The sequence below is a fragment of the uncultured Reyranella sp. genome (assembly GCF_945957355.1).
Classification (GTDB): domain Bacteria; phylum Pseudomonadota; class Alphaproteobacteria; order Reyranellales; family Reyranellaceae; genus Reyranella.
Genome location: NZ_CAMFKM010000002.1, coordinates 1 through 21,705, shown reverse-complemented (window position 1 = coordinate 21,705; position 21,705 = coordinate 1). Strand labels below are relative to the sequence as shown.

The 21,705-nt window shown below is 63.6% G+C and carries 21 protein-coding genes and 1 pseudogene; 14 read left to right on the top strand and 8 right to left on the bottom strand.

All coding sequences use genetic code 11. The features are described from left to right. Positions 1–117 precede the first annotated feature (117 nt). Genes Q0Q48_RS03140 through Q0Q48_RS03120 form a run of 5 tightly spaced genes read left to right on the top strand, consistent with a single transcriptional unit; the run spans position 118 to position 5,705 of the window. Complete coding sequence (locus Q0Q48_RS03140) at positions 118–1,074, top strand: ABC transporter permease (protein ID WP_295133862.1); 957 nt, start codon at positions 118–120, stop codon at positions 1,072–1,074. Beyond that, positions 1,074–1,973: an ABC transporter permease gene (locus Q0Q48_RS03135; RefSeq protein ID WP_295133859.1), complete on the top strand. Its 900-nt coding sequence runs from the start codon at positions 1,074–1,076 to the stop codon at positions 1,971–1,973. The genes Q0Q48_RS03140 and Q0Q48_RS03135 overlap by 1 nt, the downstream gene beginning before the upstream one ends. A 37-nt stretch (positions 1,974–2,010) precedes the next feature. Further along, the gene (locus Q0Q48_RS03130) at positions 2,011–3,708 is read left to right on the top strand and encodes an ABC transporter substrate-binding protein (RefSeq protein ID WP_295133856.1); all 1,698 of its coding nucleotides are present in this window, start codon (positions 2,011–2,013) and stop codon (positions 3,706–3,708) included. Between the two features lie 10 nt (positions 3,709–3,718). After that, positions 3,719–4,702 (top strand): ABC transporter ATP-binding protein, encoded by a 984-nt coding sequence (locus tag Q0Q48_RS03125; RefSeq protein ID WP_295133853.1) that lies wholly within the window; start codon positions 3,719–3,721, stop codon positions 4,700–4,702. Then, a complete protein-coding gene (locus tag Q0Q48_RS03120) occupies positions 4,683–5,705 on the top strand; it encodes an ABC transporter ATP-binding protein (RefSeq protein ID WP_295133850.1) in 1,023 nt (340 codons plus the stop codon). Before Q0Q48_RS03125 ends, Q0Q48_RS03120 begins: the two co-directional genes overlap by 20 nt. Positions 5,706–5,734: 29 nt before the next feature. On the opposite strand, the gene Q0Q48_RS03115 is transcribed toward Q0Q48_RS03120, so the two are convergent. Genes Q0Q48_RS03115 through Q0Q48_RS03105 form a run of 3 tightly spaced genes read right to left on the bottom strand, consistent with a single transcriptional unit; the run spans position 5,735 to position 9,247 of the window. Beyond that, complete coding sequence (locus Q0Q48_RS03115) at positions 5,735–6,745, bottom strand: phosphotransferase (RefSeq protein ID WP_295133847.1); 1,011 nt, start codon at positions 6,743–6,745, stop codon at positions 5,735–5,737. An 8-nt stretch (positions 6,746–6,753) separates the two neighbouring features. Next, positions 6,754–8,037, bottom strand: a complete 1,284-nt coding sequence (locus Q0Q48_RS03110; RefSeq protein ID WP_295133843.1) for an aminotransferase class III-fold pyridoxal phosphate-dependent enzyme — start codon at positions 8,035–8,037, stop codon at positions 6,754–6,756. Between the two features lie 10 nt (positions 8,038–8,047). Beyond that, a complete protein-coding gene (locus Q0Q48_RS03105; RefSeq protein WP_295133840.1) occupies positions 8,048–9,247 on the bottom strand; it encodes an acyl-CoA dehydrogenase family protein in 1,200 nt (399 codons plus the stop codon). A gap of 188 nt (positions 9,248–9,435) precedes the next feature. Between Q0Q48_RS03105 and Q0Q48_RS03100 the strand changes: the two genes are divergently transcribed. The 4 genes and pseudogenes from Q0Q48_RS03100 (at position 9,436) to Q0Q48_RS03085 (ending at position 12,598) form a co-directional block, all read left to right on the top strand. Beyond that, complete coding sequence (locus Q0Q48_RS03100; RefSeq protein WP_295133837.1) at positions 9,436–10,425, top strand: LysR family transcriptional regulator; 990 nt, start codon at positions 9,436–9,438, stop codon at positions 10,423–10,425. Between the two features lie 96 nt (positions 10,426–10,521). Beyond that, on the top strand, positions 10,522–11,505 hold the full coding sequence (gene dctP / locus Q0Q48_RS03095) for a TRAP transporter substrate-binding protein DctP (protein ID WP_295133834.1): 984 nt from the start codon (positions 10,522–10,524) through the stop codon (positions 11,503–11,505). Between the two features lie 76 nt (positions 11,506–11,581). Beyond that, positions 11,582–12,244: pseudogene (locus Q0Q48_RS03090) on the top strand (magnesium chelatase domain-containing protein); the annotation flags it as partial. 72 nt (positions 12,245–12,316) lie between these two features. Next, positions 12,317–12,598, top strand: a complete 282-nt coding sequence (locus tag Q0Q48_RS03085; protein ID WP_295133831.1) for a hypothetical protein — start codon at positions 12,317–12,319, stop codon at positions 12,596–12,598. A gap of 294 nt (positions 12,599–12,892) precedes the next feature. Here Q0Q48_RS03085 and Q0Q48_RS03080 read toward each other — a convergent pair whose 3' ends face one another. Beyond that, on the bottom strand, positions 12,893–14,836 hold the full coding sequence (locus tag Q0Q48_RS03080) for a tetratricopeptide repeat protein (protein WP_295133828.1): 1,944 nt from the start codon (positions 14,834–14,836) through the stop codon (positions 12,893–12,895). Positions 14,837–15,017: 181 nt separating this feature from the next. Between Q0Q48_RS03080 and Q0Q48_RS03075 the strand changes: the two genes are divergently transcribed. From Q0Q48_RS03075 to Q0Q48_RS03065, 3 genes are all read left to right on the top strand, one after another. Further along, on the top strand, positions 15,018–15,518 hold the full coding sequence (locus tag Q0Q48_RS03075) for a hypothetical protein (protein ID WP_295133825.1): 501 nt from the start codon (positions 15,018–15,020) through the stop codon (positions 15,516–15,518). Between the two features lie 171 nt (positions 15,519–15,689). Further along, entirely contained in the window at positions 15,690–16,202 is a 513-nt protein-coding gene (locus tag Q0Q48_RS03070; protein ID WP_295133822.1) for a hypothetical protein, read from the top strand. Next, a complete protein-coding gene (locus Q0Q48_RS03065) occupies positions 16,199–16,588 on the top strand; it encodes a hypothetical protein (RefSeq protein WP_295133819.1) in 390 nt (129 codons plus the stop codon). The genes Q0Q48_RS03070 and Q0Q48_RS03065 overlap by 4 nt, the downstream gene beginning before the upstream one ends. A gap of 207 nt (positions 16,589–16,795) precedes the next feature. On the opposite strand, the gene Q0Q48_RS03060 is transcribed toward Q0Q48_RS03065, so the two are convergent. Continuing rightward, positions 16,796–17,431, bottom strand: a complete 636-nt coding sequence (locus Q0Q48_RS03060) for a recombinase family protein (RefSeq protein WP_295133814.1) — start codon at positions 17,429–17,431, stop codon at positions 16,796–16,798. A 1,000-nt stretch (positions 17,432–18,431) separates the two neighbouring features. Further along, positions 18,432–19,379 (bottom strand): DNA-directed RNA polymerase, encoded by a 948-nt coding sequence (locus tag Q0Q48_RS03055; protein WP_295133811.1) that lies wholly within the window; start codon positions 19,377–19,379, stop codon positions 18,432–18,434. Between Q0Q48_RS03055 and Q0Q48_RS03050 the strand changes: the two genes are divergently transcribed. Next, entirely contained in the window at positions 19,333–19,698 is a 366-nt protein-coding gene (locus Q0Q48_RS03050) for a hypothetical protein (RefSeq protein ID WP_366915269.1), read from the top strand. The two genes, Q0Q48_RS03055 and Q0Q48_RS03050, sit on opposite strands and share 47 nt — an antisense overlap. 3 nt (positions 19,699–19,701) lie before the next feature. Here Q0Q48_RS03050 and Q0Q48_RS03045 read toward each other — a convergent pair whose 3' ends face one another. Beyond that, a complete protein-coding gene (locus Q0Q48_RS03045; protein ID WP_295133808.1) occupies positions 19,702–20,484 on the bottom strand; it encodes a DUF4239 domain-containing protein in 783 nt (260 codons plus the stop codon). A 138-nt stretch (positions 20,485–20,622) separates the two neighbouring features. Here Q0Q48_RS03045 and Q0Q48_RS03040 point away from each other — a divergent pair, with 138 nt between their 5' ends. Next, on the top strand, positions 20,623–21,114 hold the full coding sequence (locus Q0Q48_RS03040) for a hypothetical protein (RefSeq protein WP_295133806.1): 492 nt from the start codon (positions 20,623–20,625) through the stop codon (positions 21,112–21,114). Between the two features lie 10 nt (positions 21,115–21,124). Here the strand turns inward: Q0Q48_RS03040 and Q0Q48_RS03035 are convergent. Then, positions 21,125–21,705 (bottom strand): FAD-linked oxidase C-terminal domain-containing protein (locus Q0Q48_RS03035; RefSeq protein ID WP_295133803.1); only part of this gene is annotated, 581 nt, incomplete at its 5' end.

Here is a 21,705-nt window from a genome sequence, read left to right as displayed (position 1 = left end):
GAAGCGTCTTTGCGGGAGGATCAACAGGGTGAGACCTTTCACGCCCGTGCGTGTGCCTGACGGGCCCGTTACGAGGGTTTCGGCCGCTTTTCCCGGCGCTTCCGACGGGAAGGCCTGATGCAGGCCTATATCGTGCGCCGCGTCCTGGCGCTCATACCGACGCTCTTCTTCGCCAGTCTCATCGTCTTCGTGACGGTGCGCATGATCCCGGGCGACGTCATCGACCTGATGCTGAGCCAGAACGACATCGGGGCCTCGAAGATGGGCCGCGAGCAGCTCGAGAAGGCGCTGGGCCTGGACCAGCCGATGTGGGTCCAGTACGGCCGCTGGATGGGCGCCATCCTGTTCCATGGCGATTTCGGCCGTTCGCTGTGGCAGAGCACGCCGGTCAGCGAGCAACTGCTGCAGCGCCTGCCCGTCACCTTCGAGCTCGGGCTGATGGCGCTGATCGTGGGCCTCTCGGTGGCCATTCCCATCGGCGTCTATTCGGCGATCCGCCAGGACACGCCCGGCGACTACGTCGCGCGTTCCTTCTCCATCCTGATGCTGGCGGTGCCGAGTTTCTGGCTGGGCACGATGGTGATGGTCTTCCCGTCGATCTGGTGGGGATGGTCGCCGCCCATCCAGTTCGTGCCCTTCTCGAAGGATCCGTGGGGCAATCTCGGCCAGATGATCATTCCGTCGATCATCCTGGGCTGCGCGCTCTCGGCCATCACCATGCGCCTGACGCGCACCATGATGCTGGAAGTGCTGCGCCAGGACTTCATCCGCACCGCCTGGGCGAAAGGGCTGGGTGAAAGGCTGGTCGTGGCCCGGCATGCATTGCGCAACGCGCTGATCCCCGTGGTGACCCTGATCGGCCTGCAGGCGCCGCTGCTGATCGGCGGCGCGGTGATCATGGAGCAGATCTTCGTCATTCCCGGCATGGGCCTGCTGCTGCTCGACGCGGTGAGCCAGCGCGATTATCCGGTCATCACCGGCGTGTTCCTGATCGTGGGCGTCGCGGTGATGGTCATCAACCTGATCGTCGACCTGAGTTACGGCCTGCTCGATCCCAAGGTGAGGTACCGCTGATGGCGTCCGTCGCGGAAACCACCGTCGCCGCCGCGCCGCGCCGCAAGCGCGGCCCGGTGCTTCACTTCATCGGCCGGCTGTTCCGGGAGAAGCCGCTGGGTGCTGCCGGCGCGGTCGTGTTCATGCTGTTCCTGTTCTGCGGGATCTTCGCCGACGTGCTGGCGCCCTACGGCATGAACCAGATCGCGCCGCTCAACCGGCTGAAGCCGCCGTCCTGGGCCTTCCCCTTCGGCACCGACAATCTCGGCCGCGACATGCTCTCGCGCTGCCTCTACGGCGCCCAGCTCTCGGTCATCATCGGCTTCTGCGCCGCCGGCATCGCCACGATCATTTCCGTCTTCCTCGGCATCGTCTCGGGCTATCTCGGCGGCAAGTTCGACCTCGTGCTGCAGCGCTTCGTCGATGCCTGGATGAGCTTCCCCGACCTCATCATCCTGATCGTGGTCGTGTCGGTGGTCGGCCCCGGCATGCCGCAGATCATCGTGACCCTTGGGCTGCTGCTCGGTATCGCCGGTTCGCGCATCATCCGCGGCGCCGTCGTCTCGGTGCGCGAGAACATGTACGTCCATGCGGCGCAATCGACCGGCGCCTCGACCTTCCGCATCCTGTGGCGCCACATCCTGCCCAACGTCATGGCGCCGGTGATCGTGCTGTTCACCACCCGCGTCGGCACGGTGATCCTGGCCGAATCGGGCCTGTCCTTCCTCGGCCTCGGCGTGCCGCCGCCGGCACCGACCTGGGGCGGCCTGCTGTCGGGCAGCGGCCGCACCTTCATGCTGCAAGGGCCGTGGCTGGCGCTGGCGCCGGGCCTCTGCCTCACCATCGTGGTCTACGCCACCAACATGTTCGGCGACGCGCTGCGCGATCTTCTCGATCCGCGCATGCGGGGCTCGCGCTGACAGGCAACAAGACAAGAAAGAAACAGAGGAGGAAACGATGAAGATGAAGAGGTGGGCCAAGGGCCTCCTGTCCGGCGCGCTGGGACTGGCACTTGCCGGAACCGCTCAGGCGCAACAGGAAAAGCCGCAGTACGGCGGCACGCTGGAAGTCGGCACGGTGTACGTGACTTTGTCGGCGCTGTCCTTCGATCCGGCCGACTGGAACTGGAAGCTGAACCACGATACCGGCCAGTTCTACGAGCAGCTCTTCGCCGCCGATCTCTCCAAGAGCAAGCGCAACGGTGGCAAGTATCCGTTCTATGCCGATGCCTGGCTGCCCTCCGACGCGATCCGCGGCGAGCTGGCCGAGAAGTGGGTGTGGAGCGACAATCCGCTCAGGCTCACGATCGACCTGCGCAAGGGCGTGATGTTCCCCGAGAAGCCCGGCGTCATGAAGGAGCGCGAGCTGACCGCCGAGGACGTGGCCTTCGCCTTCAATCGCCTGGCCAACAGCCCCAAGAAGATCGCGGGCTACTTCGATCATGTCGAGAAGGTCGAGGCGACCGGCAAGTACACCGTCGTCTTCACCTTCAAGTACTTCAACGCCGAATGGGACTACCGCTTCGGCTGGGGCTACTACTCGACCATCACCCCGAAGGAAGTGGCCGACGCCGGCGCCACCAACTGGAAGAACGTCAACGGCACCGGTCCGTTCATGCTGAGCGACTTCGTCCAGGGCAGCTCCAACACCTATTCGAAGAACCCGATCTACTGGGACAAGGAGAAGATCGACGGCGTCGAGTACAAGCTGCCGTTCCTCGACAAGGTCGTCTATCGCACGATCAAGGACGAGGCGACCTACCTGACGGCGCTGCGCACGGCCAAGCTCGACCTCCTGGAGAACATCCGCTGGAGCGCCGCCGACGACCTCAAGAAGTCGACGCCGCAGCTCAAATGGTCGCGTTGGCTCGGCATGAGCGGCCAGTTCCTGGCGATGAGGGTCGACACCAAGCCGTTCGACGACATCCGGGTTCGCCGTGCGCTGAACATGGCGGTGAACAAGCAGGAGATCGTGAAGGCCTATTACGGCGGCAATGCCGAGCTGTTCGCCTATCCGCAGCATCCCGACTATCTCGGCTATTTCGAACCGCTGGAGGCGATGCCTGAATCGGTGCGGGAGCTGTACACCTTCAATCCCGACAAGGCGAAGAAGTTGCTGGCCGAGGCAGGCTATCCCAAGGGCTTCAGCTTCAAAGTCCAGGTCTGCTCCTGCAATCCTGACCATATGGACCTGTTGCCGCTGGTCGCCGCCTATCTCGAGGCGGTGGGCGTCAAGCTCGAGATCCAGCCGATGGAATATGCGGCCTTCCTCTCGGCGATGACGACCAAGACCAACGCGCCCGGCTACTTCATGAACAACGGTCACACCAACCCGACGACGACGATCCGCAAGAGCTTCGTCACCAAGGAAGTGTGGAATCCGTCGCAGTATTCGGACCCGGCCTTCGACAAGAAGGTGGCGGACATGTACCTCGAACGGGACGAGGCCAAGCGCCAGGTCATGATCAAGGCGCTGACGCGCGAAATCCTCGAGAAGACGCCGTACATCTGGCTGCCGACGCCCTACATCTATACGGCGTGGTGGCCGTGGGTGAAGGGCTACAACGGCGAGCTGCGCGCCGGCGCCGTGCGGCCGGGTCCGATCTATGCCCGCATGTGGGTGGACCAGGAACTGAAGAAGAAGATGGGCAAGTGACCCCCGGCGCATGACCGCTCCGCTTCTCAGCGTCCGTAACCTGTCGACACGCTTCCGCACCGAACGCGGGACGGTGCGGGCGGTCGACGGCGTGTCGTTCGATGTCGCAGCCGGCGAGACGCTGGCGATCGTGGGGGAATCGGGCTCGGGCAAGAGCGTGACCGCGCTCTCGATCCTGCGCCTGATCCCCGACCCGCCCGGCCGCATCGAGGAGGGCGAGATCCTCTTCGAGGGCAGGGATCTCCTGAAACTCGACGATGCCGGCATCCGCGCAATCCGCGGCGACCGCATCGCCATGATCTTCCAGGAGCCGATGAGTTCGCTCAATCCGGCGCTCACGGTCGGTCTGCAGGTCGGCGAGCCGATCAACCTGCATCGCAAGACGGTGTGGGCCAAGGCGCTCGACAAGGCCGCCGAACTGCTGGGCAAGGTGCGCATTCCCGACGGGCGCAGCCGGCTCTCGTCCTATCCGCACCAGTATTCCGGCGGTATGCGCCAGCGGGTCATGATCGCCATGGCGCTGGCCTGCCAGCCGCAGCTCATCATCGCTGACGAACCGACGACGGCGCTCGACGTCACGGTGCAGGCGCAGATCCTGGCGCTGCTCAAGGAGCTGACGCGCGAGGCCAACTCCGCGATGATCCTGATTACCCACGATCTCGGCGTCGTGGCACGCTACGCCGACCGGGTCGTGGTGATGTATGGCGGCCGCATCGTCGAGACCGCGCCGGCGCGCCTTCTCTACAAGACGCCGCGCCATCCCTATACGCGTGGCCTCATGGCGTCGGTGCCGCGGCTGGACGGCGACACCGACCGGCCATTGGTGCCGATCGAGGGCCAGCCGCCCGATCTCGCGACCCTGCCGCCGGGCTGCGCCTTTGCCCCGCGCTGCAAGGATGCGACCGACCGCTGCCGCGCCGAGCGGCCGCCGCTCGTCGAGAGTGCCCCCAACCATTTCTCAGCGTGCTTCTTCCATGACCGCCTCGCCGCCTGACACCGTCCTCAAGGTAGAGGGCCTGAAGATCCATTTCCCGATCACGGCGGGCGCGATCCTGCGCAAGCAGGTTGGCACGGTGAAGGCGGTCGATGGCGTGAGCTTCAGCGTGGCGCGCGGCGAGACGCTGGGGCTGGTGGGCGAATCGGGCTGCGGCAAGTCCACGACCGGGCTCGCCATCCTGCGCATGCTCGAGGTGACCGAGGGCAGGATCGAGTTCGAGGGCGAGGACATCACGCGATATGACCGCAAGCGCATGCGGCCGATCCGCCGGCGCATGCAGATGGTCTACCAGGATCCCTACGGCTCGCTGAATCCGCGCATGAAGGTGGCCGACATCGTGGGCGAGCCGCTGGTCGTCCATGGGCTCGCCTCCGACCAGGACAAATACCGCGCCCGTGTCGCCGATCTCCTGCGCATGGTCGGCCTGCTGCCCGACATGGCCGAACGCTATCCGCACGAATTCTCCGGCGGCCAGCGCCAGCGCATCGGCATCGCCCGCGCGCTCGCGCTGGAGCCTACGCTATTGATCTGCGACGAGCCCGTCTCGGCGCTCGACGTCTCGATCCAGGCGCAGGTCGTGAACCTGTTCATGGAACTGCAGGAGCGGCTCGGCCTCACCTACATCTTCATCGCCCACGATCTCAGCGTCGTGCGCCACATCAGCGACCGCATCGCCGTCATGTATCTCGGCCGCGTCGCCGAGATCGCGACGCGCGAGCAGCTCTACAAGGATCCGCTGCATCCCTACACGCAGGCGCTGCTGGCCGCCGTGCCGATCGCCGATCCCGAACTGGAAGCCGCCCGCGGCGCCGACATCATCGCGGGCGAAATCCCCAGCGCCATGCGCCCGCCCCCCGGCTGCCGCTTCCACACGCGCTGTCCCCGCGCGATGGACGTCTGCAAGGCGGTCGACCCGCCGCTGAAGGAGATGGACGACGGAAGAGCCGTCGCGTGCCATCTCCATTCATGGGAGCGCGCCACTCCAGTGGCGCAATCATGATTCATGAGCGCCACTGGAGTGGCGCGCTCCTATGATCCTCGAGACTGCTGCAGTGCCGCGCACTGGTCGAGGACCCAGGACTTGCGTTCCTCGAATATCGCGGAGGGGCGGTTGACCTCGGGCCGCTGGTGGAACCAGCCGATTGTCGCCATCCAGCGGATCAGGCGGAACTGCGGGATCAGGCTCAGCGCTTCGTCGGGGACGGGGCGTCTGGCGCGATAGCCGGTGAGGAAGGCGCGCTCGATCTCGGCGGCATTCGGCTTGGTCTGCCAATGCGTGAGCGCGGTGGCGATGTCGTACTGATGCCAGCCGAATCCCGCATCGTCGAAATCGATGACGGTCAGCCTGTTGCCGTCGACCACGATGTTGCCGGGATGCAGGTCGGCATGGATCACGCTGTAGGTGGACAGGTCCCGGCTCAAGCCGCTCAACAGGTCGTGCATGCGTTGCCGGGCATCGAGCAGAAGCGTGCGCTCGCCCCCTGTCAGGGAACGATGTTCCCAAAACTCGCCCCAATGAGGCGCCAGGCCCATCAACCCGTCGCTGTCGAGCGAATGGCGCCTGAAGCCCGGCGGCGGCTGCCAGGCGCTGGCCTGGTCGTGCATCGCGGCGGTGATGGCGCCGAGTTGCTCGAAGGATTTCTCGACGAAGTTCTGATCGATGGTCTGGGCCAGCACATCGGACAGCAGCCGGCCTTCGGTCCAGCTCGCGAGGCCGGCGTATCGCTGCTCGCCGGTGGCGGGTATGGTCACCGGCACATAGTCCCGGCCGTCGCGCGTCATCACGGCCTCGGGAACGTCGATGCCGGCCGCGGCCAGCGCGCGGATCCAGGCCCGCTCGGAGACCAGCTCGTCGAGTGAGTGATAGCCCGGCCTGTGCAGCCGAAAGACGTAAGGCTGGCCGTTGCGCCCGTCGGTCACCCGGAACGTGACGTTCTCCGAGAGCGACACCAGGGTCAGGTCCTGAGGATCGATCGGAAAGGCCGCAAGCGCCGCGCGGGCGGCCGGTCCATAGGTCCGGTCGACGGTCTCATCGTCCATCGAGCGCCTCAGCCGTCGACTTCCGCCATCGTCGCGTCGAAGGCGGTGAGGAATTCCTCGGCATGGCTTTGCTTGAAGACCAGCGGCGGCCGGATCTTCACGACGTTCTTGTAGGCGCCGGCATTGCTCGTGAGAAAGCCGCGATCCTTCAGGCGGTTGATGACATCGACCGCCTTGTCCATGTCGGGGTCCCGCGCGGTGTCGGTCGTGGCGATCTCGACACCGATGAACAGCCCGTGGCCGCGCACGTCGGCGATCGAGGCGAAGCGGCCCTTGCGCTCGGCCAGGGCCGATTTCAGGAAGGCGCCCACGGTGGCAACGTTCGCGGCGAGGCCCTCGCGTTCGATGACGTCGATCACCGCCATGCCGACCGCGGCCTGCAGCGGGCTCGACGCGAAGGTGTTGAAGTAGCGCGTCGCCGCCCGGAAGGTCTCGACCAGCGTGCGGCTCGCCGCGGTGGCTGCCAGCGGCAGGCCGTTGCCCATCGGCTTGCCGGTGACGACGATGTCGGGCTTGAAGCCCAGCACGTCGTAGCCCCACCAGACCCCGCTACGGCAGTAGCCTGCCTGGACCTCGTCGGCGATCACCAGCCCACCCGCCTCGTGCACGATCTCCGTGGCGCGCGCCATGAAGCCGCGCGGCACGTCGGGCAGGCCCTCGTTGGCGAAGATCGAACACACGATCAGTCCCGCGAAGCCCGTGCCGTCCTCCTCGAAGCTGCGGATGACCTGGCGCAGCCGGTCGAGATAGGCCTCGCACAATTCGTCCTCGCCGGCGCCGGGCACCAGCGGGCGCAGCATCTCGGGGAAGGGGATCGCGCGCACGTCGCCGGCGGTGTTTTGGCCGCTGCCGATGCGGGTCATCTTGCCGACCGCCTCGCTGTTGCCGTGATAGGTCGCGTTGGTGCAGACGATGCCGGCCTTGCCGTTGGCCATCCGCGCCATGCGCAGCGCCACCTCGTTGGCTTCGGTGCCGGAGCAGGAGAAGATCACGCTCTCGATCTCAGGCCCGTGCAGCGCCGCCAGCCGCTCGGCGAAGGCGACGATGCCTTCGTGCAGGTAGCGGCTGTGGACGTTGAGCGTCGATTGCTGGCGCGCCATCGCCTCGGCGACGTACGGGTTGGCGTGACCGACGCAGGGCACGTTGTTGTACATGTCGACGTAGCGCCGGCCCTCGGGGTCGAACAGCTCCACGCCCTGGCCCCGCACGATGTGCAGGGGCGTGCTGTAGAAGAGCGGCGCACCGGCGCCCAGGGCTTGGTCTCTGCGGGCAGCCAGTGTCGCGGCCTTCATGGTCTCCGTCCTACATCTTCCCCGAAACGATCCGTGCACCCAGCGCCCAGCGATGGACCTCGGACGGGCCATCGTAGATGCGGAAGGCACGCGAGTCGCGGAAGAAGCGCTCGACCACGGTGTCGCGGGTGATGCCGAGGCCGCCCAGGATCTGCATGCAGCGGTCGGCGACGCGGAAATAGGCCTCCGAGCAGATCACCTTGGACATCGAGCTCTCGTTCGAGGCGCGCTCGCCCTGGTCGAGCAGCCAGGCGGTGTGCCAGATCGACAGCCGCGCCTGGTTCATGTCCATCAGATTGTCGGCCAGCATGAACGACACGCCCTGGTGCTCGCCCAGCGTCTTGCCGAAGGCCATGCGATGACGCGCATAGTCCGTGGCGATGTCCTGCGCGCGCATCGCCGCGCCCAGCCAGCGCATGCAGTGACTGAGGCGGGCGGGGGCGAGGCGGACCTGAGCGTAGCGGAAGCCCTTGCCGATCTCGCCTAGTACCGCGTCGGCCGGCAGGCGCAGGTTCTTGATCTCGATCACGCCATGGCCGCCGGTGAAGGAGGAATCCATCGTGTCGAGCGTGCGCTCGATGCGGATGGCGGGATCGGGCAGGTCGGCCAGGAACATGGTGGCGTGGCCGTCCATCGGACCGCCCTCATTCTTGGCCATGATGATGGCGCAACCCGCGCCCTCGGCGCCGGTGATCAGCCATTTGCGGCCGTTGATCACCCACTCGTTGCCTTCCAGCCGGGCCGTCGTCGTCATCAGGCTGGGGTCGGAGCCGGCGCCGCCGGGCTCGGTCATGCAGAAGATCGAGCGGATCTGCCCCGTCGCCATGCGCTTCAGGAAGTGCTCGCGCTGGTCGGGGCGGGCCACCACGTCGAGCAGGTGGATGTTGCCCTCGTCGGGCGAGGCGCAATGGATCGCCGTCGGCCCCAGGATCGAATAGCCGGCCGCCTCGAAGACATGGGCGCGGCCGACCTGGCTCAGCGCCTGGCCGCCATATTCCTTGGGCACCTGCGGCGCGAACACGCCGGCCGCGCGGGCCAGCTCGTTCATCTCGATCCGCAGCTCGTCGGTCGGCCCGTGGGCGGTCCAGCGCGGGTCGGTCTCGTAGGGGATGATCTTGTCCTTGATGAACGCCTTCACCCGGGCGGCCAGGTCGGTGATCGCCGCCGGCGGCGTGAAATTGAGGTCGTCGATCTTCTGCTTGGCCGTCACGAAACTCTCCCGCGTTTGCGGGCGGCAACCTAGCACGGGCCGCGGCCGGCGGGGCACCGGGTTCGGGATGGGATCCGCACGCCGGTGAACGCGGATATCTCTCCAGCTCGGGGTATCAATCGATCTGGTAAGCGAGCAAGATGGCCTCTCCGCGTTCAGAGCTTACCGCCTCGAACAGGAGGGTTCGTATGAACCTCCGCAGCATCGATCTCAACCTCCTGGTAATCTTCGATGCGCTGATGGCGGAGAAGGGCATTACCCGCGCGGCCAAGGCGATCGGCATGACGCCGTCGGCCGTCAGCCACGCGCTCAACCGCCTGCGCCAGACCCTCGGCGACCCGTTGTTCAGTCGCACGCCGACCGGCATGTCGCCGACGCGGCGTGCGCTCGAGTTGGTCCCCTTCGTGCGCGCCGCCTTGCACAGCCTGCAGCAGGGCATTTCGCTGCAGCGCGATTTCGATCCCGAAACGTCACAGCGTACTTTCAACCTGCGCCAGTCCGATTTCATGAGCGACTGCCTGTTGCCTCGGCTGTGCGCGCGCGTGCGCGCGGAAGCGCCCGGCGTCACCATGATCGTTGGCCAACTCCCTGACGACGACGAGGATCCTTACGCCCCCGGCGACATCCAGATGCGCGTGGACGCCCGCGCACGCGGGCCGGAATATCGCCGCAAGCGAATCTGGCGCGATCCTTTCGTCGTCGCGATGCGGTCTGATCATCCTGCCAGGATGGCCAAACTCACCCTGGATCGATTCCTCGAATTGCCCTTTCTCGACGTTTCCAGCGCCATCGTCGACCGGCGCAGCCTCGACGAGGTGCTGCGAGGCAGGGGCGTGACGCGGCGCACCGCGGTCACGATCCCGACCCTGGCGGGGGTCGTGGCGGTTCTTGCCCACACCGACCTCTGCGCCGTGCTGCCGCAGCGCTGGGTGGCGCTCTACAGTGCGCCGAGCGAGCTGGCGACGATGCTGCTGCCGCCACCGCTTGAAGGCATCGAATACGCCGTCGACATGATCTGGCACGCCAGCGAAGAGAGAAATGCGGCCCACCGCTGGCTGCGCCGGGTGATCGTCGAGGAATTTGACGTGCTCTATGCGCCGCCGGCCTTGCAGAAGCGTCGTGTCGGTCATCCACCCAGCCGGCTCGACGAAGTGCCGCCGCTCGCCGCCGCGCTGTGAATGTCGTTCATGTTCGTCTGAAGACTTTGCAATAGCGTCCTCGCGCACGCACCCCACCTTCTGTCCGTGGAAATGCAAACCCGGAAGTGTGGTCCGATGCGTGTGTTCTTGTTATCGGTGATGGTAGCGTTGCTCTTGGGGCCGGTCGCGGCGCGAGCCGAGACAATAGGGCTCTCGACCGTTCATCGCCCGGACTATCCGTCGGCGCTGGCCATGGCCGAAATGTCGAGGCTGGTCGCCGAGCGCACGGCCGGTCGCATCAAGCTGGCGCTCCAGCCGAAGAGTGGCGACACCGAGTCGTTCACTCTCCAGCAGGTGCGTACCGGCAGGCTGGCGATGGCGGCCGTGGGCGTTGCAAGCTTCCACGACCTGGTTCCCGCCACGACCGCGCTCTCGCTCCCATACCTCTTTGAGTCCGACGACCACGTGCATCGGACGCTCGATGGGCCGATCGGCGAGCAGATCCTCGCATCTCTCGACGACATCGGCCTCGTTGGGCTCTGCTTCTACGATCCTGGCTACCGGTCGATCATGGCGCGCCGGCCCATCCGCACCGTGGCAGACATGAAGAACCTGAAGATCGGCGTGCCCCTCTCGGAGATGGCGCGCGCGACGGCGCAGGCGATGGGAGGCCAAGCGGTATCGCTGCCGGGTGGCCTGGTCCACGAAGCAATCAGAGCCGGACTCGTCGATGCGGCCGAGGAGAATCCCTCGGCTTATCTCTCGGCCTTTCTGGCGTCGCGCCAGAAGGCCGCGACGGGCGTCTACAGTCTCACCCAGCATACGCGGCCGCCCGAGGTCCTCGTGATCTCGAAGATGGCGTGGCAGCTCCTGTCGCCGGATGACCAGAAACTCCTCCGGGCGGCTGCCGAGGAGTCCGTCAAGCTGCAGCGCCAGTTGCGCGTCGAGCGAGAGGAGATGGCGCGCGCGACGGCGGCGTCCTTGGGGGTCGAGATCGTCAGGGAAGTCGATCGCAAGGCCTTCGCTGACGCCATCGGGCCGGTCTATGCGCGCTACGCGGCAGATCCGGTCGTCAGGGTCTTGGTCGAGCGGATCAAGGCCATCGCGGCAGTGCCTTGAACTTTGCAACCAAGACGTGCTTTACTAACGCGCTGTACGTTCTTTAATTGTTCCCGGCACAGGACGGGAGCGGGACATGCAGGCGACGGTTCGGACGGTGGCGTTCCAGGGCATCGATGTCCTGCCGGTCGACGTTCAGGTGCTGGTGGCGCCGGGGACCATCGCCTTCGCGGTGGTCGGACTGGCGGACAAGGCGGTGGGCGAGAGCCGGGAGCGGGTGCGGGCCTGCTTCCGGGCGTTGGGATTGGCGCTGCCGCCGCAGCGGATCACCGTCAACCTGTCGCCGGCCGACCTCGCCAAGGAGGGCAGTCACTACGACCTGCCGATCGCGCTGGGTCTGTTGGCTGCCCTGGGCGTTCTGCCGCGAGAGAGCGTCGAGGGTTTCGTGGTGCTTGGGGAACTGGCGCTCGACGGCTCGCTCTGCCGCGTGCCGGGCGTCCTGCCGGCGGCGATCGCCGCCCAGGCGGCGGGGCGCGGCGTGATCTGCCCGGCGGTGTGCGGGGGCGAGGCCGCGTGGGGTGGCTTCGATTCCCTGGCCGACACCGACCGACCGCCGATCATCGCCGCGCCTTCGCTGCTGGCGCTGATCAACCATCTGCGCGGCCAGCAGACCCTGCCGACGCCCGAAGCGCTGATGGCGGACGATCGGGAGACCTATCCAGACCTCAGCGAGATCAAGGGGCAGGAGAGCGCCAAGCGGGTGCTCGAGATCGCCGCGGCCGGTGGCCACAACCTGCTCAATTTGGCTCAATGGACCCAAATGCAGAGGCGGCCGGCACACTGAGCTTCAACCTATTAGGGGGAGAGTGACATGGCTACGTTCGTCGAATTGGAAGGCTACCGCATCGAAACATATGAACGGCCAACCCCGTCAGCGGGAAGAGAGACGGGCATCCGGGTCGTTAGAACCCGCGATGGCGCCTACGTTGAGTTCGGCCGGGAGGTGGACGTTGCCTATGGACTGCTTTGGGAGCACGCCAACGGGACGCCGAAGGAAGAGCTGCAAGAGCTAACGATGGAATGGATTGATTGGATGGAAACTGACGCGGCGCGATGCGAGACAGAAGGTGGCGCATACTGGACGGCGGCGTAGGCATACCGTGGGCTAGCTAGACAAGTTGTACTAGGAGCCGCCAGCTCATCACTGGCGGCTTTTTTGCAATTGCGGCATCCCGGCCCCGCGCCAGCTCTCAAGGATGGCCAAAGACGCGCCTAAGCGCACGGCTTGGCCAGAGGTCGGCATCCCCCTGAAGCTTTAGCCCAAGTCCCACCGTAGCACGATTCTCTATTTGGCGCTTGATGCACCTTCTCCAATATAGTCCCAGCAGAGAAGTGCAGCGCTCCCCATTGATAACGAAGAGGAGCATCCAAACGATGATCTCGGATATTACGTTACGCTAGAGGCCTGGAGTTGGTATCGCTTAGGCTTGCCGCCACGTGGTTCTTCGATGACGTCGATTGTGCGTCCATCATCTCTAATGAACATCAGCAGCGGGGTGGGTGGCGACCATGAGCCGAGCAAAGTGGATCGGGCCAAATTTTGCTGTTGAACGCTACCTACCACTGCCCGCCCCCTGATTACACCTTCATACTCTATTCGAACTGGTAGCGGCGCCGGAGGACTACTCGAACGACCGGCGATTGCGCTAGCGAGGCCAGATGGTTGCTCAGTGAACTCACCCTCCGCTGCAATGCGGTCGCCGCTGATAGTCACGAGCAGATCGCATTTCGGTCCCTTCCAGTTCATCGGCAAGCTAATCGTTGAGCGCCGCAGCATAGCCTTACCCAATTCCGCATAGGTTTCAGAAATGGGCCGCGCTTCTTTGAGGAATGCCTCTTCTCTCTTAGTTTCAGCTTCTCGCTGACTTTCGAGCAAGGCCTTGCAGTCGGATATATCATTTTCGCCGGGCAATGCTGTTAAGCCCTCATCGCAAACTTGGAGCGCCTCGCGTATGAAACCGGCACTGCTATACCGCTTGGCAAGGTTGCTGAAAGCGATCGGTTCCTTCGCGTCGATTGCTCGCCTATAGGCGCCTATCGTGCCAATCGGTAGGCTTAGTTTCTCCCGAGCAAACCCCAGATTATTCCACGCGCCTCCAGCGCGCTTATGCTCAGGAACACCAAGGTAATGAAGTAGGGCCGCCCGATTCTCGTCAAGCGCGTCATATTGATAACCGAGCGAGAAGCGAATATCTGCATCAAGGGGGTCTCGTTCCCTCAGCACTTCAAGCGCGGCGATCTGAAATTCTAGTTCTTTGGTTTCTCCAAAATATCGCTGGAGGGCTTCAAGTGCCGATGACTCCGTATCTGCGGAAGTGGCATCTATCATCTGTCGCAAAATTCGAGCTGCGCCCTGCTGATTGCCCGCCTTTGCAAGCAATGCGGCAGCTTCACCCCAAAGCCTGTTTTTCTTATCAAGAGAGTTTTCAAGCTCAGCCGCCTTTTCTTTCGCCTCCGCCGCTTGACGGTTCATTTCGAGGTGCGCGTATGCCCGACCCAAGTAATCCCACACTTGAGCGTTGTCGGGGTTGTCTCGGCTGAGGTTCAATAGCGGCTGCAATGATGAGCTCTTTTCTGCGAGTACGATAAAAAACTCGCGTTGGGCGTCCCATCGGGCTTGGTTCTTTGGCTCCATGAAAAGCGGGGACTCTTTGTATTTCAGATAGATTTCCTGAGCAGTGTCGCCGTGGTCTCCAAGGGTCTCTAAGAGCAGTGCCCTATCGTAATCCGCTTGCCCCCAATTGGATTGCGGCCCATCCCCTGACTTACCCGGGCCAGGTTGTTGGTCGATTTCAGGCGGTTGTACTGTCTGAGGCTGCTTCTCAATACTGCCTTGGTTAGGAGTAATTGGATTGAGAGATGCGATCATCTCCATGAAATCCGCATAGGCCGCCTCTGGATTCGCCCGATCAAAAGGAATGGTTTGCAGGTCTGAAGTGATGCCGGCCGGCCGGACCACTCCATTCTCAAGGAACACGATTAACGTGAGGTCCCGGCCCTTCGCGAAGCCAATCTCTTGCAATATCCAGTCCGACGTTTTCCACGTTAGCTCTGCGTCAGCGACTAAGCGGAGCCCCCAGAGTCCGGCCGTGGGACGGCTCGGGACGTAGACCTGTTCTCGCTTAGTACAGATCGCGATCAACGTATTCTTGTCTTGGAATACCCGGATGACTTTTTCGGACAACGAGCGAGGCTCCGCCCGAATTGCGTGGTCCCATTTGAACTGCGGATGAAGAGCTTCGACGTGGTTGAAGAGCTTGATAAACTTCTCGACGACCGGCGCGTCCTGGTCGAGGAAACTATGCGAGACGAAGGCGTGGTAATCAGGCATGGGACCGATCTAAGTTGATTGTAGATCGTAGCATTCAACCAGCTGATAGGGTAGGAGCGCAAAGAGAGGTTGGCTGAGGCCGTTCGCTTATCCCGCCCGAACCCGCGAACGTTCGCTTGCGGCGAAACAGGAGGCACCCCGCCCCGGTTGTGCTAGCGTGAGTCATTCGCGGAGAGGAGGGATGGTGTCACGTATCGGAGGAGTCATTCTTTGCGGTGCGGCCCTGTTCGCTCCGCTGAGTGCTTTGGCCCAAGTGCCGAAAATTGATGGCTATGACGGCTACAGGTTCGGCATGACCGTCGAGGAAGCGGCCAAAGTGAAGGCGGGGCCTAGCTACGCCTCCTGTGAATTCACGGACATGGTGGGCTGCATTCAGTATCCAGTCACCGTATCGGCCTTTCCGGCGCTGGTCTCGGTACAGTTCAAGGGAGCAACACCTCGGGTCGTGCAAATTATCATCAGCTTCGATTCGTTGAAGGAGCCCGATAAGTACCCCTGTGAGGCAGTCGCGAAGGAGGTCTTCCGGCTGATGGCAGCGAAGTACGGAAGACCGCCACTTTTTAAGAAGGGGATTGCAACTTGGGCATCCCCCAATGGCGGCGCGGTGGAGTTCTCGACGCTCTGCCTCAACGAAACCACGGGAATGAACGTAATCATCTATCGCCCCTCGGCCCCACTGTAGGTAGTGGAGCCTTACTAGATGATCGATATTCGGAAATTCCTACAAGCCCGTGCCGGTGGACAATTTGAGGGACCCGGCCGGCGGGACAATCGTCGCGCGGCTAGGTAGTATTCAGCGGTGGTTACCGACACTCCGATATGGCCGGGCTGGCTTGTTTCAATCCTTCAATGGATGGCAGCAAACCAGATTAGCGACATTGTTGGCCTGCTCGGCATTCTAATTTCCGTGCTTGGATTTATAGCTACCATCATAAAACTAAGGACGGCGCAGAGAACGGCGGAAGCGGCGCGAGATGCCGCAGAGAAGGCCAGACAAAGCATAGCCTATGCTGGTGTCTTAGCGGACTTTGCAGCAGGCGCGGCAATCCTTGAGGAAATTGAGCGCTTCCACCGCAATCGCGTCTTCGTTGCCTTGCCTGACAGGTATACTGCCCTCCGTAAAATCCTAGTTATCGCCCGAGCCGGTTCTGATGGATTGCAGAATGGCGGGCTAACAGAAAAGCAGAAGGTCGTGATTCAAGCGGCATTGGCGAACATCGCCAGCGCTCAGGGTCTAATTGATCGCGCCATCGCAAACAATGCACAGGTCGATTTTCCGCGTCTTAATAGAATCTTCGCCAAGGATTTGGATGCCCTGCACGAAGTTCTAGTTCACCTCAAGTCTCTGTCAGGGGGCCAAGTATGATCTCAGCGAAGCACAAAGAGCTGTTCGAGCAACTTTATGGCCGCACGAAGGAAGGCAATATCGCTTGGGAGGAAACTGCGGAGAAAGGCACTTACCGAGCTTCTTTTGCTTCGCACTCCCTGGAGATTTCGCGGGAGTTTCATCCCGGCGCGCCGGATGACTCGGAGCCCACAATTCGTATTACCGTCCGCAATGACACAGGGGATCAAATCGATACCTTTACAGATGGTACCGTAGGGGCATCCGCGTTCGCCAACGAAGCGGCGAGATTTGCATTTTACCGGAGGTGCGAGGAGCTGTTCGCGATGGCAGAGCGCACGGCATTAGGAACAGAAGACGCTTTGGACAGCATACTAAAGGAACTCAAGGATATGCTTCCATTCTAGGACGCCTTTGCTAGACGGACCCATCGAAACTACACGGTTCATAGGGCACTATCTGCGCGGAGCTTTCCGCCCATGCCAACATCGATGCAGCGGCGCGCCTTGCAGATTCGAGACATGTATTCTCAACGGATCGCCATCTGCCTTCGTCTCTCGCGGGCCTCTACCCGCAAAAGAACTGATAGCCACGCGAACGCCCATGCTTACGTGCTAATCCTTACGGGCTGCCAGGGCTGCCTTGATCCGGGCGACTGTTCCCGAGCCCACGCCGAACTCAGCGGCTAGTTTGTGCTTGCCCTTGTCGCCCTTCGCTAGGGCCTTGCGGATAGCTTCCTCCACTTTCTTGTCAATCCTTGGGCGGCCCAGCGTCACCCCCTTGGCGCGCGCGCGGTCAAGCCCTGCGTTGACGCGCTGGACGATCATGTCGCGCTCGAACTCGGCGAACGCGCCCGTGATGTGAAAGAGCAGCTTCCCGCCGGCTGTAGTGGTGTCGAGCGTTTCCCCGTCGCCTCGAAACTTCACGATGAAGAGGTCCACTCGGCACTCTTTGAGGTGCTCAATTGTCTTTAAGAGGTCCCCGAGGGATCGCCCGATGCGGTCCAGGGCGAAGACCATGATTACGTCAAAGAGCCCACGCTGGGCATCGTTGAGCATCCGGTCGAACTCGGGACGATCCTTCCTGCCCTTTGCTCCGCTTATGCCCTTGTCGCTGTAGGCCGTGACGATCTCCCACTCACGATGCGCCGCGACCGCTTCTAGGGCTTGCCGTTGGTTCTCGACGGTCTGCCGGTCGGTCGATACGCGGAGGTACAGGGCGGCTCTCTTGGGCTTGCTCGTGGCGGCCATAGCTCTCTCCTCAGGACAGTGCGCGACGGGCCTCAGCCTACTGGAGCGTTGGGCAGAAAACAATTGTTATCCGCCCAAGCCGAACGGCGACGTGCGCCCATTGAATTCATTGAGGTTTTCCGAGGGGATTTCGGAGGGGTTTTCTGCCCACCCCTCAGGGGAGGCTCTCGGGACGCGCCGAGCGGCCCACGGGAAGCGGCCCACGCGCCGAGCCCATCATCATTCGGGAGCACCGGGCACCAGGACCGGACGCAATCCTGGGCGGACTCGGGGAGGCTGCTGGGGCGCGAGGCGTTGCCGTCGTCGCGGGACCGGCGGGAGTGTGTCGGCGCGTTGGTCCGCGTGGCGCTCGACGGGAAGCCCGGGAGACTGCCCGCGAGCGTCGGCCGGCTGGCCTATTAGGCGCAAGGCCCCTAGAGGGGGGTCAGCCGCGCGGCGCGCTGGCGCTTAGGGGTTCGTGAATATCCCGGGCTGGAAGCCCGTTGGAAGGATCGAAGCCACATCGGAGCCTAGGATCAAGGGTGGCTGTCTGAAGATGAATAGACCTGAGGAGCCCGCACGGGCGACGAAGGCTGCCTCAGGTTTGCCCGGGTGCATCGCAGGCTAGGACCTGGAGCAAGGGGAGCAATCGGCTAGCGCCTTCCCAAGCTTTATCATCTTCTAGAAGCCTGCCTTCGGAGCTGCTGTTGAGGAGCATGAATTCCAAGGCGCTCTAGGTGCTGCTGTATAAACCCAAGGGAAGCTCTCTAGAGGTATGCAACGATTTGCCCGCAGAAATCCCGAATAGCCATTATAAATCAATGGGGTAGCGACGGAAAAGAGGTGCGCAGCAGGGCGAGGCACGGCGGCCGGTGGCTGGACGGAGAAGCCCCTTCCAAACCGCTTCAGGAAGGGCTCAGGAGGCCGCTCAGGGCCGCTCCAGGAGGCGGCAGGTAGGGTCTGGCGGCCGTTCTAGAGGCTCTGTACGAGTCCCTAAACGCCTCCCGGAGCGTCCTCGCAGCTACGCGAAAAGGTAAACCGATTGAGCGATGGCAGCCACGTCGAGAGCGCCCCGCGAAGGCGGCGGCGGGGGTGTCGCGCCGGCTGCTTCGAGCATCTTCCCGAGGGTCCCTTCTAGAACGTCTTCCGAGTACATCCGCGCGAACTCATCCCGCAACACCGCCGCCAACTGGCCCACCTTCGACGGCGTGGTTCCGAAGGCGTCGTGGACTATTGCAATCTGGTCGATGCCGGCCGCGTGGGCGCGCATCACGGACCTCATGAGGTGGCTCGCGTCGAGTGAATGGATGAAGTGCGGCGGGGCACTCCCGACTACCTCCCTCCAGTCCGTCGCCGCTGAGGCAGCGTAGTAGGTGAACGTAAGCTTTCGCCCGGTGGCCGGGTCGCGGAGTTCGGTGCGGCGAGTCTTAGGCACTCGGTAGTCCGTCAACACGGGGAACCCGCAAGGCGAGGTCCAGCAAAGCCTAAGGTTGGGGGTGGATGCTCTGCTCCTGTTCTTCGTCGCGGCCTTCCGCCGGCCCGCCTCAAGCGCCTTGAGCGCCGTAGCGCAATCACGGACGTACTGCATTACGTCCATTGGGCCCCGCACGACTTCGCTCATGGCTTCCCAGATTGCATCCGAGAGGACCTTGATGGCCCGCTTGTATTCGCTCCGGTTCTGCTTCGACGGGCTCAGCCAGTCCGGGCGGGGCTTCTTGCCGGCCTTGATTTGCTTCTCAATGCTCTTCTGCACCTTGGCCGGGTTTCCATACTTGGTGCCGCCATAGGGAAGGGTCATCACTGACGACTTGGTGTCGTCGCGGGTCACGCCCCAGCTCGTAAGCCAGTAGTGCGCGTACCGATCTAGTTGGGCCTCTTGCTCCCGCAGAATGGCGACCGCTCGCTCAGCCACTACGGCGTAGATATCCGCTGGCTTCTCGTGCGAACCCCTAGGGACCAGGTTCACCATCTCCCCCGCTTCAGCATCCGCGACCAACGTCGCACTGTGCTGGATGGCCGACCGTGCCCGCAACTGGTCGAAGCCGCGCTGCAATGCCGACACCGACGGCGCGCTTCTTGCGGCCATCGCCGAACCCGATGCGGAAGGCCGCGCGCTGCTCGCCCGCGCCGCCGAACGCCTCGGCCTCTCCGCCCGCGCCTGGCATCGCACCCTCAGGGTGGCGCGAACGCTCGCCGATCTCGACGGCTCCGACGCCGTGCGCCGCCTGCACATCGCCGAGGCGCTGAGCTACCGCCGCCCGCAGACGCGATCGACGCTGGCGGCGTGACCGCTACCGGTCCCGGTTCTCCATCAGGACGATCGTCCGCCGGAGCGCGTCCGAATCCACTGCGGTCTGGCCCTTGAAGGGCTGGTCCATGATGAACACGAAGCCGATGAAGGCGCCCATTACCGCCATCTGGGCGGAGAGCACGTAGGCGCGGAAGGTGCTGCGCTGCATCGTGCTTGTGATGAACAGCAGCATCAGGACTGCGAACAGGACGACCTGCCAGTAGGGCTTGGGCAGGCCGAGCGTGACGGCGTTGAGCCTTGCGTCGCGCGACTCGACGATCGAGTCGAACGACCTCAGGATTTCGGCATAGATCGTCGTCTCGCGGCCGGGCCGGGGTTCGATGGCGAAGATCCCCCGGGACAGGGGGCCGAGGGTCGCACGTATCTTGCTGCTCCGCTCGTCGCGCAGCATCGCCGGCCACTCATCGTCGACGATCGCCTTCGCATAGGCCAGCAGGTGCTGCCGGAGTTCCGTGGTCGAGTCATCGCCATAGCGGCTGAGCAGCCGGTCGAGCCGGTTGATCTGCGAGGCCTCGGTCGCGATCAGCGAATCGACCTTGCGGAAGTTGCTCTCCGCCTCGACCAGGGTGAAGGCCAGCACCAGGCTCGTCATGGTGAAGAGCGTGGCCTGCATGCGCAGCACGAAGTCGTTGTTCTCGTTGCTCGTGCGCAGGTAGGGCAGCCGATGCACCAGCGACGGCAGGGTGAGGATCGCGCCGGCCATGATGACGGCGCCCATCATCAGGACGAGGGTCTCGGGGAGTGAGTACAGCCAGTCGATCATGGTCCGGTGTCGGCGTTCGAGGGCATTGGTTTCACTGCCACCGCAGTATCAGAGATTGCTCCCGAAGGAACCGGTCGACTAGGTTTCTATCGTCACGGTCGTTACCTGGCCGGAGATCTCGCTTCAAAGGCCTATCCCATGTTTCGTACGCTTATGCTTGTCCTGACGTCCCGCTACACGATCGGATTCCTCTCGCTCCTGATCTGCATCCCGATGTGTATCACCCTGATCGAGGTTTCCAGGTCGCTCTGGATCAAACCCGACCTCAAGGAGGAGATGGATATCGTCACCGGTATCGGCATCATCATGATCGGCTGGGGCGTTCTTCTGGAGGAACGGCGGACCCTGCGCGAAATCTTCGGCCTGCTGGACGGCCCGGACGAGGGATGGCAGGCGGTGATCGATCATGCCTGTCACAATTACGGCGTCGGCCAGCTTTCCATCGGCCTGATGGCCGAGATCTGCATCGAGCTGATCAAGATCCCCAACACCATCATCTACACCGGCGAGGTCGACGACTATCTCGTCGCCGCCGGCCTCTTCTTCGTGGGTGTGGGGGCGCTCCTGCTCGTCCGTCACGTCCTCGTCATGCTGTTCTTCCTGCCACGATCGGTTCCGGCCACCCACTGACACCGATCCGTCACGGATCGATCAGCACGCCGGGATTCATCATCCCCCTCGGATCCAGCTCGCGCTTGGCGCCCCGCAGGGCCCGGGCGAAGAGCTCCGGACGCTGCTTGTCGTAGAACGGCCGGTGGAAGCGGCCCACCGCGTGGTGGTGCGTGGTCGTGCCGCCATGCTCGACGGTCGCGGCGGTGCAGGTGGAGAGGATCTCCATGAACTGCTGAAGCGCGTCCTTCTTCGGATCGAACAGGCCCCCGAAGGTGAAGTAGAGGCAGGGCCCGTCGGGGTAGACGTGGGTGAAGCGGCAGGTGACGGTGCCGTCGCGGCCTGTCACCGCCTTGATCGTGTCCTTCGTTAGCTTCGTGATCTTCGCGTGGAAGTCGCGGGTGCGCTCCCAGGTCATGGAAGTCTCGAAGGTCGAGGACAGGATGCCGCGGGCCACGGCGTGCTCGCCGTAGTGCGGTGCGCGGATGAACTTGTTGCGCCAGGCGCCGGCGGCGCCCGATCGGTGCGCGTTCTCGTCGTCGTCGCTCTGGTCCGCCACGCCGCCATGGGCGGCGCAGATCTCCAGCGCGCGCTTCATCCAGGCGTCGAGCG

What these genes read in the sequence shown, in the direction of transcription:
- Q0Q48_RS03120 (WP_295133850.1), top strand. Translation starts at nt 4,683, where the DNA reads ATGACCGCCTCGCCGCCTGACACCGTCCTCAAGGTAGAGGGCCTGAAG.
- Q0Q48_RS03100 (WP_295133837.1), top strand. Translation starts at nt 9,436, where the DNA reads ATGAACCTCCGCAGCATCGATCTCAACCTCCTGGTAATCTTCGATGCG.
- Q0Q48_RS03110 (WP_295133843.1), bottom strand. Translation starts at nt 8,037, where the DNA reads ATGAAGGCCGCGACACTGGCTGCCCGCAGAGACCAAGCCCTGGGCGCC.
- Q0Q48_RS03140 (WP_295133862.1), top strand. Translation starts at nt 118, where the DNA reads ATGCAGGCCTATATCGTGCGCCGCGTCCTGGCGCTCATACCGACGCTC.
- dctP (WP_295133834.1), top strand. Translation starts at nt 10,522, where the DNA reads ATGCGTGTGTTCTTGTTATCGGTGATGGTAGCGTTGCTCTTGGGGCCG.
- Q0Q48_RS03130 (WP_295133856.1), top strand. Translation starts at nt 2,011, where the DNA reads ATGAAGATGAAGAGGTGGGCCAAGGGCCTCCTGTCCGGCGCGCTGGGA.
- Q0Q48_RS03065 (WP_295133819.1), top strand. Translation starts at nt 16,199, where the DNA reads ATGATCTCAGCGAAGCACAAAGAGCTGTTCGAGCAACTTTATGGCCGC.
- Q0Q48_RS03135 (WP_295133859.1), top strand. Translation starts at nt 1,074, where the DNA reads ATGGCGTCCGTCGCGGAAACCACCGTCGCCGCCGCGCCGCGCCGCAAG.
- Q0Q48_RS03125 (WP_295133853.1), top strand. Translation starts at nt 3,719, where the DNA reads ATGACCGCTCCGCTTCTCAGCGTCCGTAACCTGTCGACACGCTTCCGC.
- Q0Q48_RS03040 (WP_295133806.1), top strand. Translation starts at nt 20,623, where the DNA reads ATGTTTCGTACGCTTATGCTTGTCCTGACGTCCCGCTACACGATCGGA.
- Q0Q48_RS03070 (WP_295133822.1), top strand. Translation starts at nt 15,690, where the DNA reads ATGGCAGCAAACCAGATTAGCGACATTGTTGGCCTGCTCGGCATTCTA.
- Q0Q48_RS03085 (WP_295133831.1), top strand. Translation starts at nt 12,317, where the DNA reads ATGGCTACGTTCGTCGAATTGGAAGGCTACCGCATCGAAACATATGAA.
- Q0Q48_RS03080 (WP_295133828.1), bottom strand. Translation starts at nt 14,836, where the DNA reads ATGCCTGATTACCACGCCTTCGTCTCGCATAGTTTCCTCGACCAGGAC.
- Q0Q48_RS03055 (WP_295133811.1), bottom strand. Translation starts at nt 19,379, where the DNA reads ATGGTGAACCTGGTCCCTAGGGGTTCGCACGAGAAGCCAGCGGATATC.
- Q0Q48_RS03045 (WP_295133808.1), bottom strand. Translation starts at nt 20,484, where the DNA reads ATGATCGACTGGCTGTACTCACTCCCCGAGACCCTCGTCCTGATGATG.
- Q0Q48_RS03060 (WP_295133814.1), bottom strand. Translation starts at nt 17,431, where the DNA reads ATGGCCGCCACGAGCAAGCCCAAGAGAGCCGCCCTGTACCTCCGCGTA.
- Q0Q48_RS03075 (WP_295133825.1), top strand. Translation starts at nt 15,018, where the DNA reads ATGGTGTCACGTATCGGAGGAGTCATTCTTTGCGGTGCGGCCCTGTTC.
- Q0Q48_RS03115 (WP_295133847.1), bottom strand. Translation starts at nt 6,745, where the DNA reads ATGGACGATGAGACCGTCGACCGGACCTATGGACCGGCCGCCCGCGCG.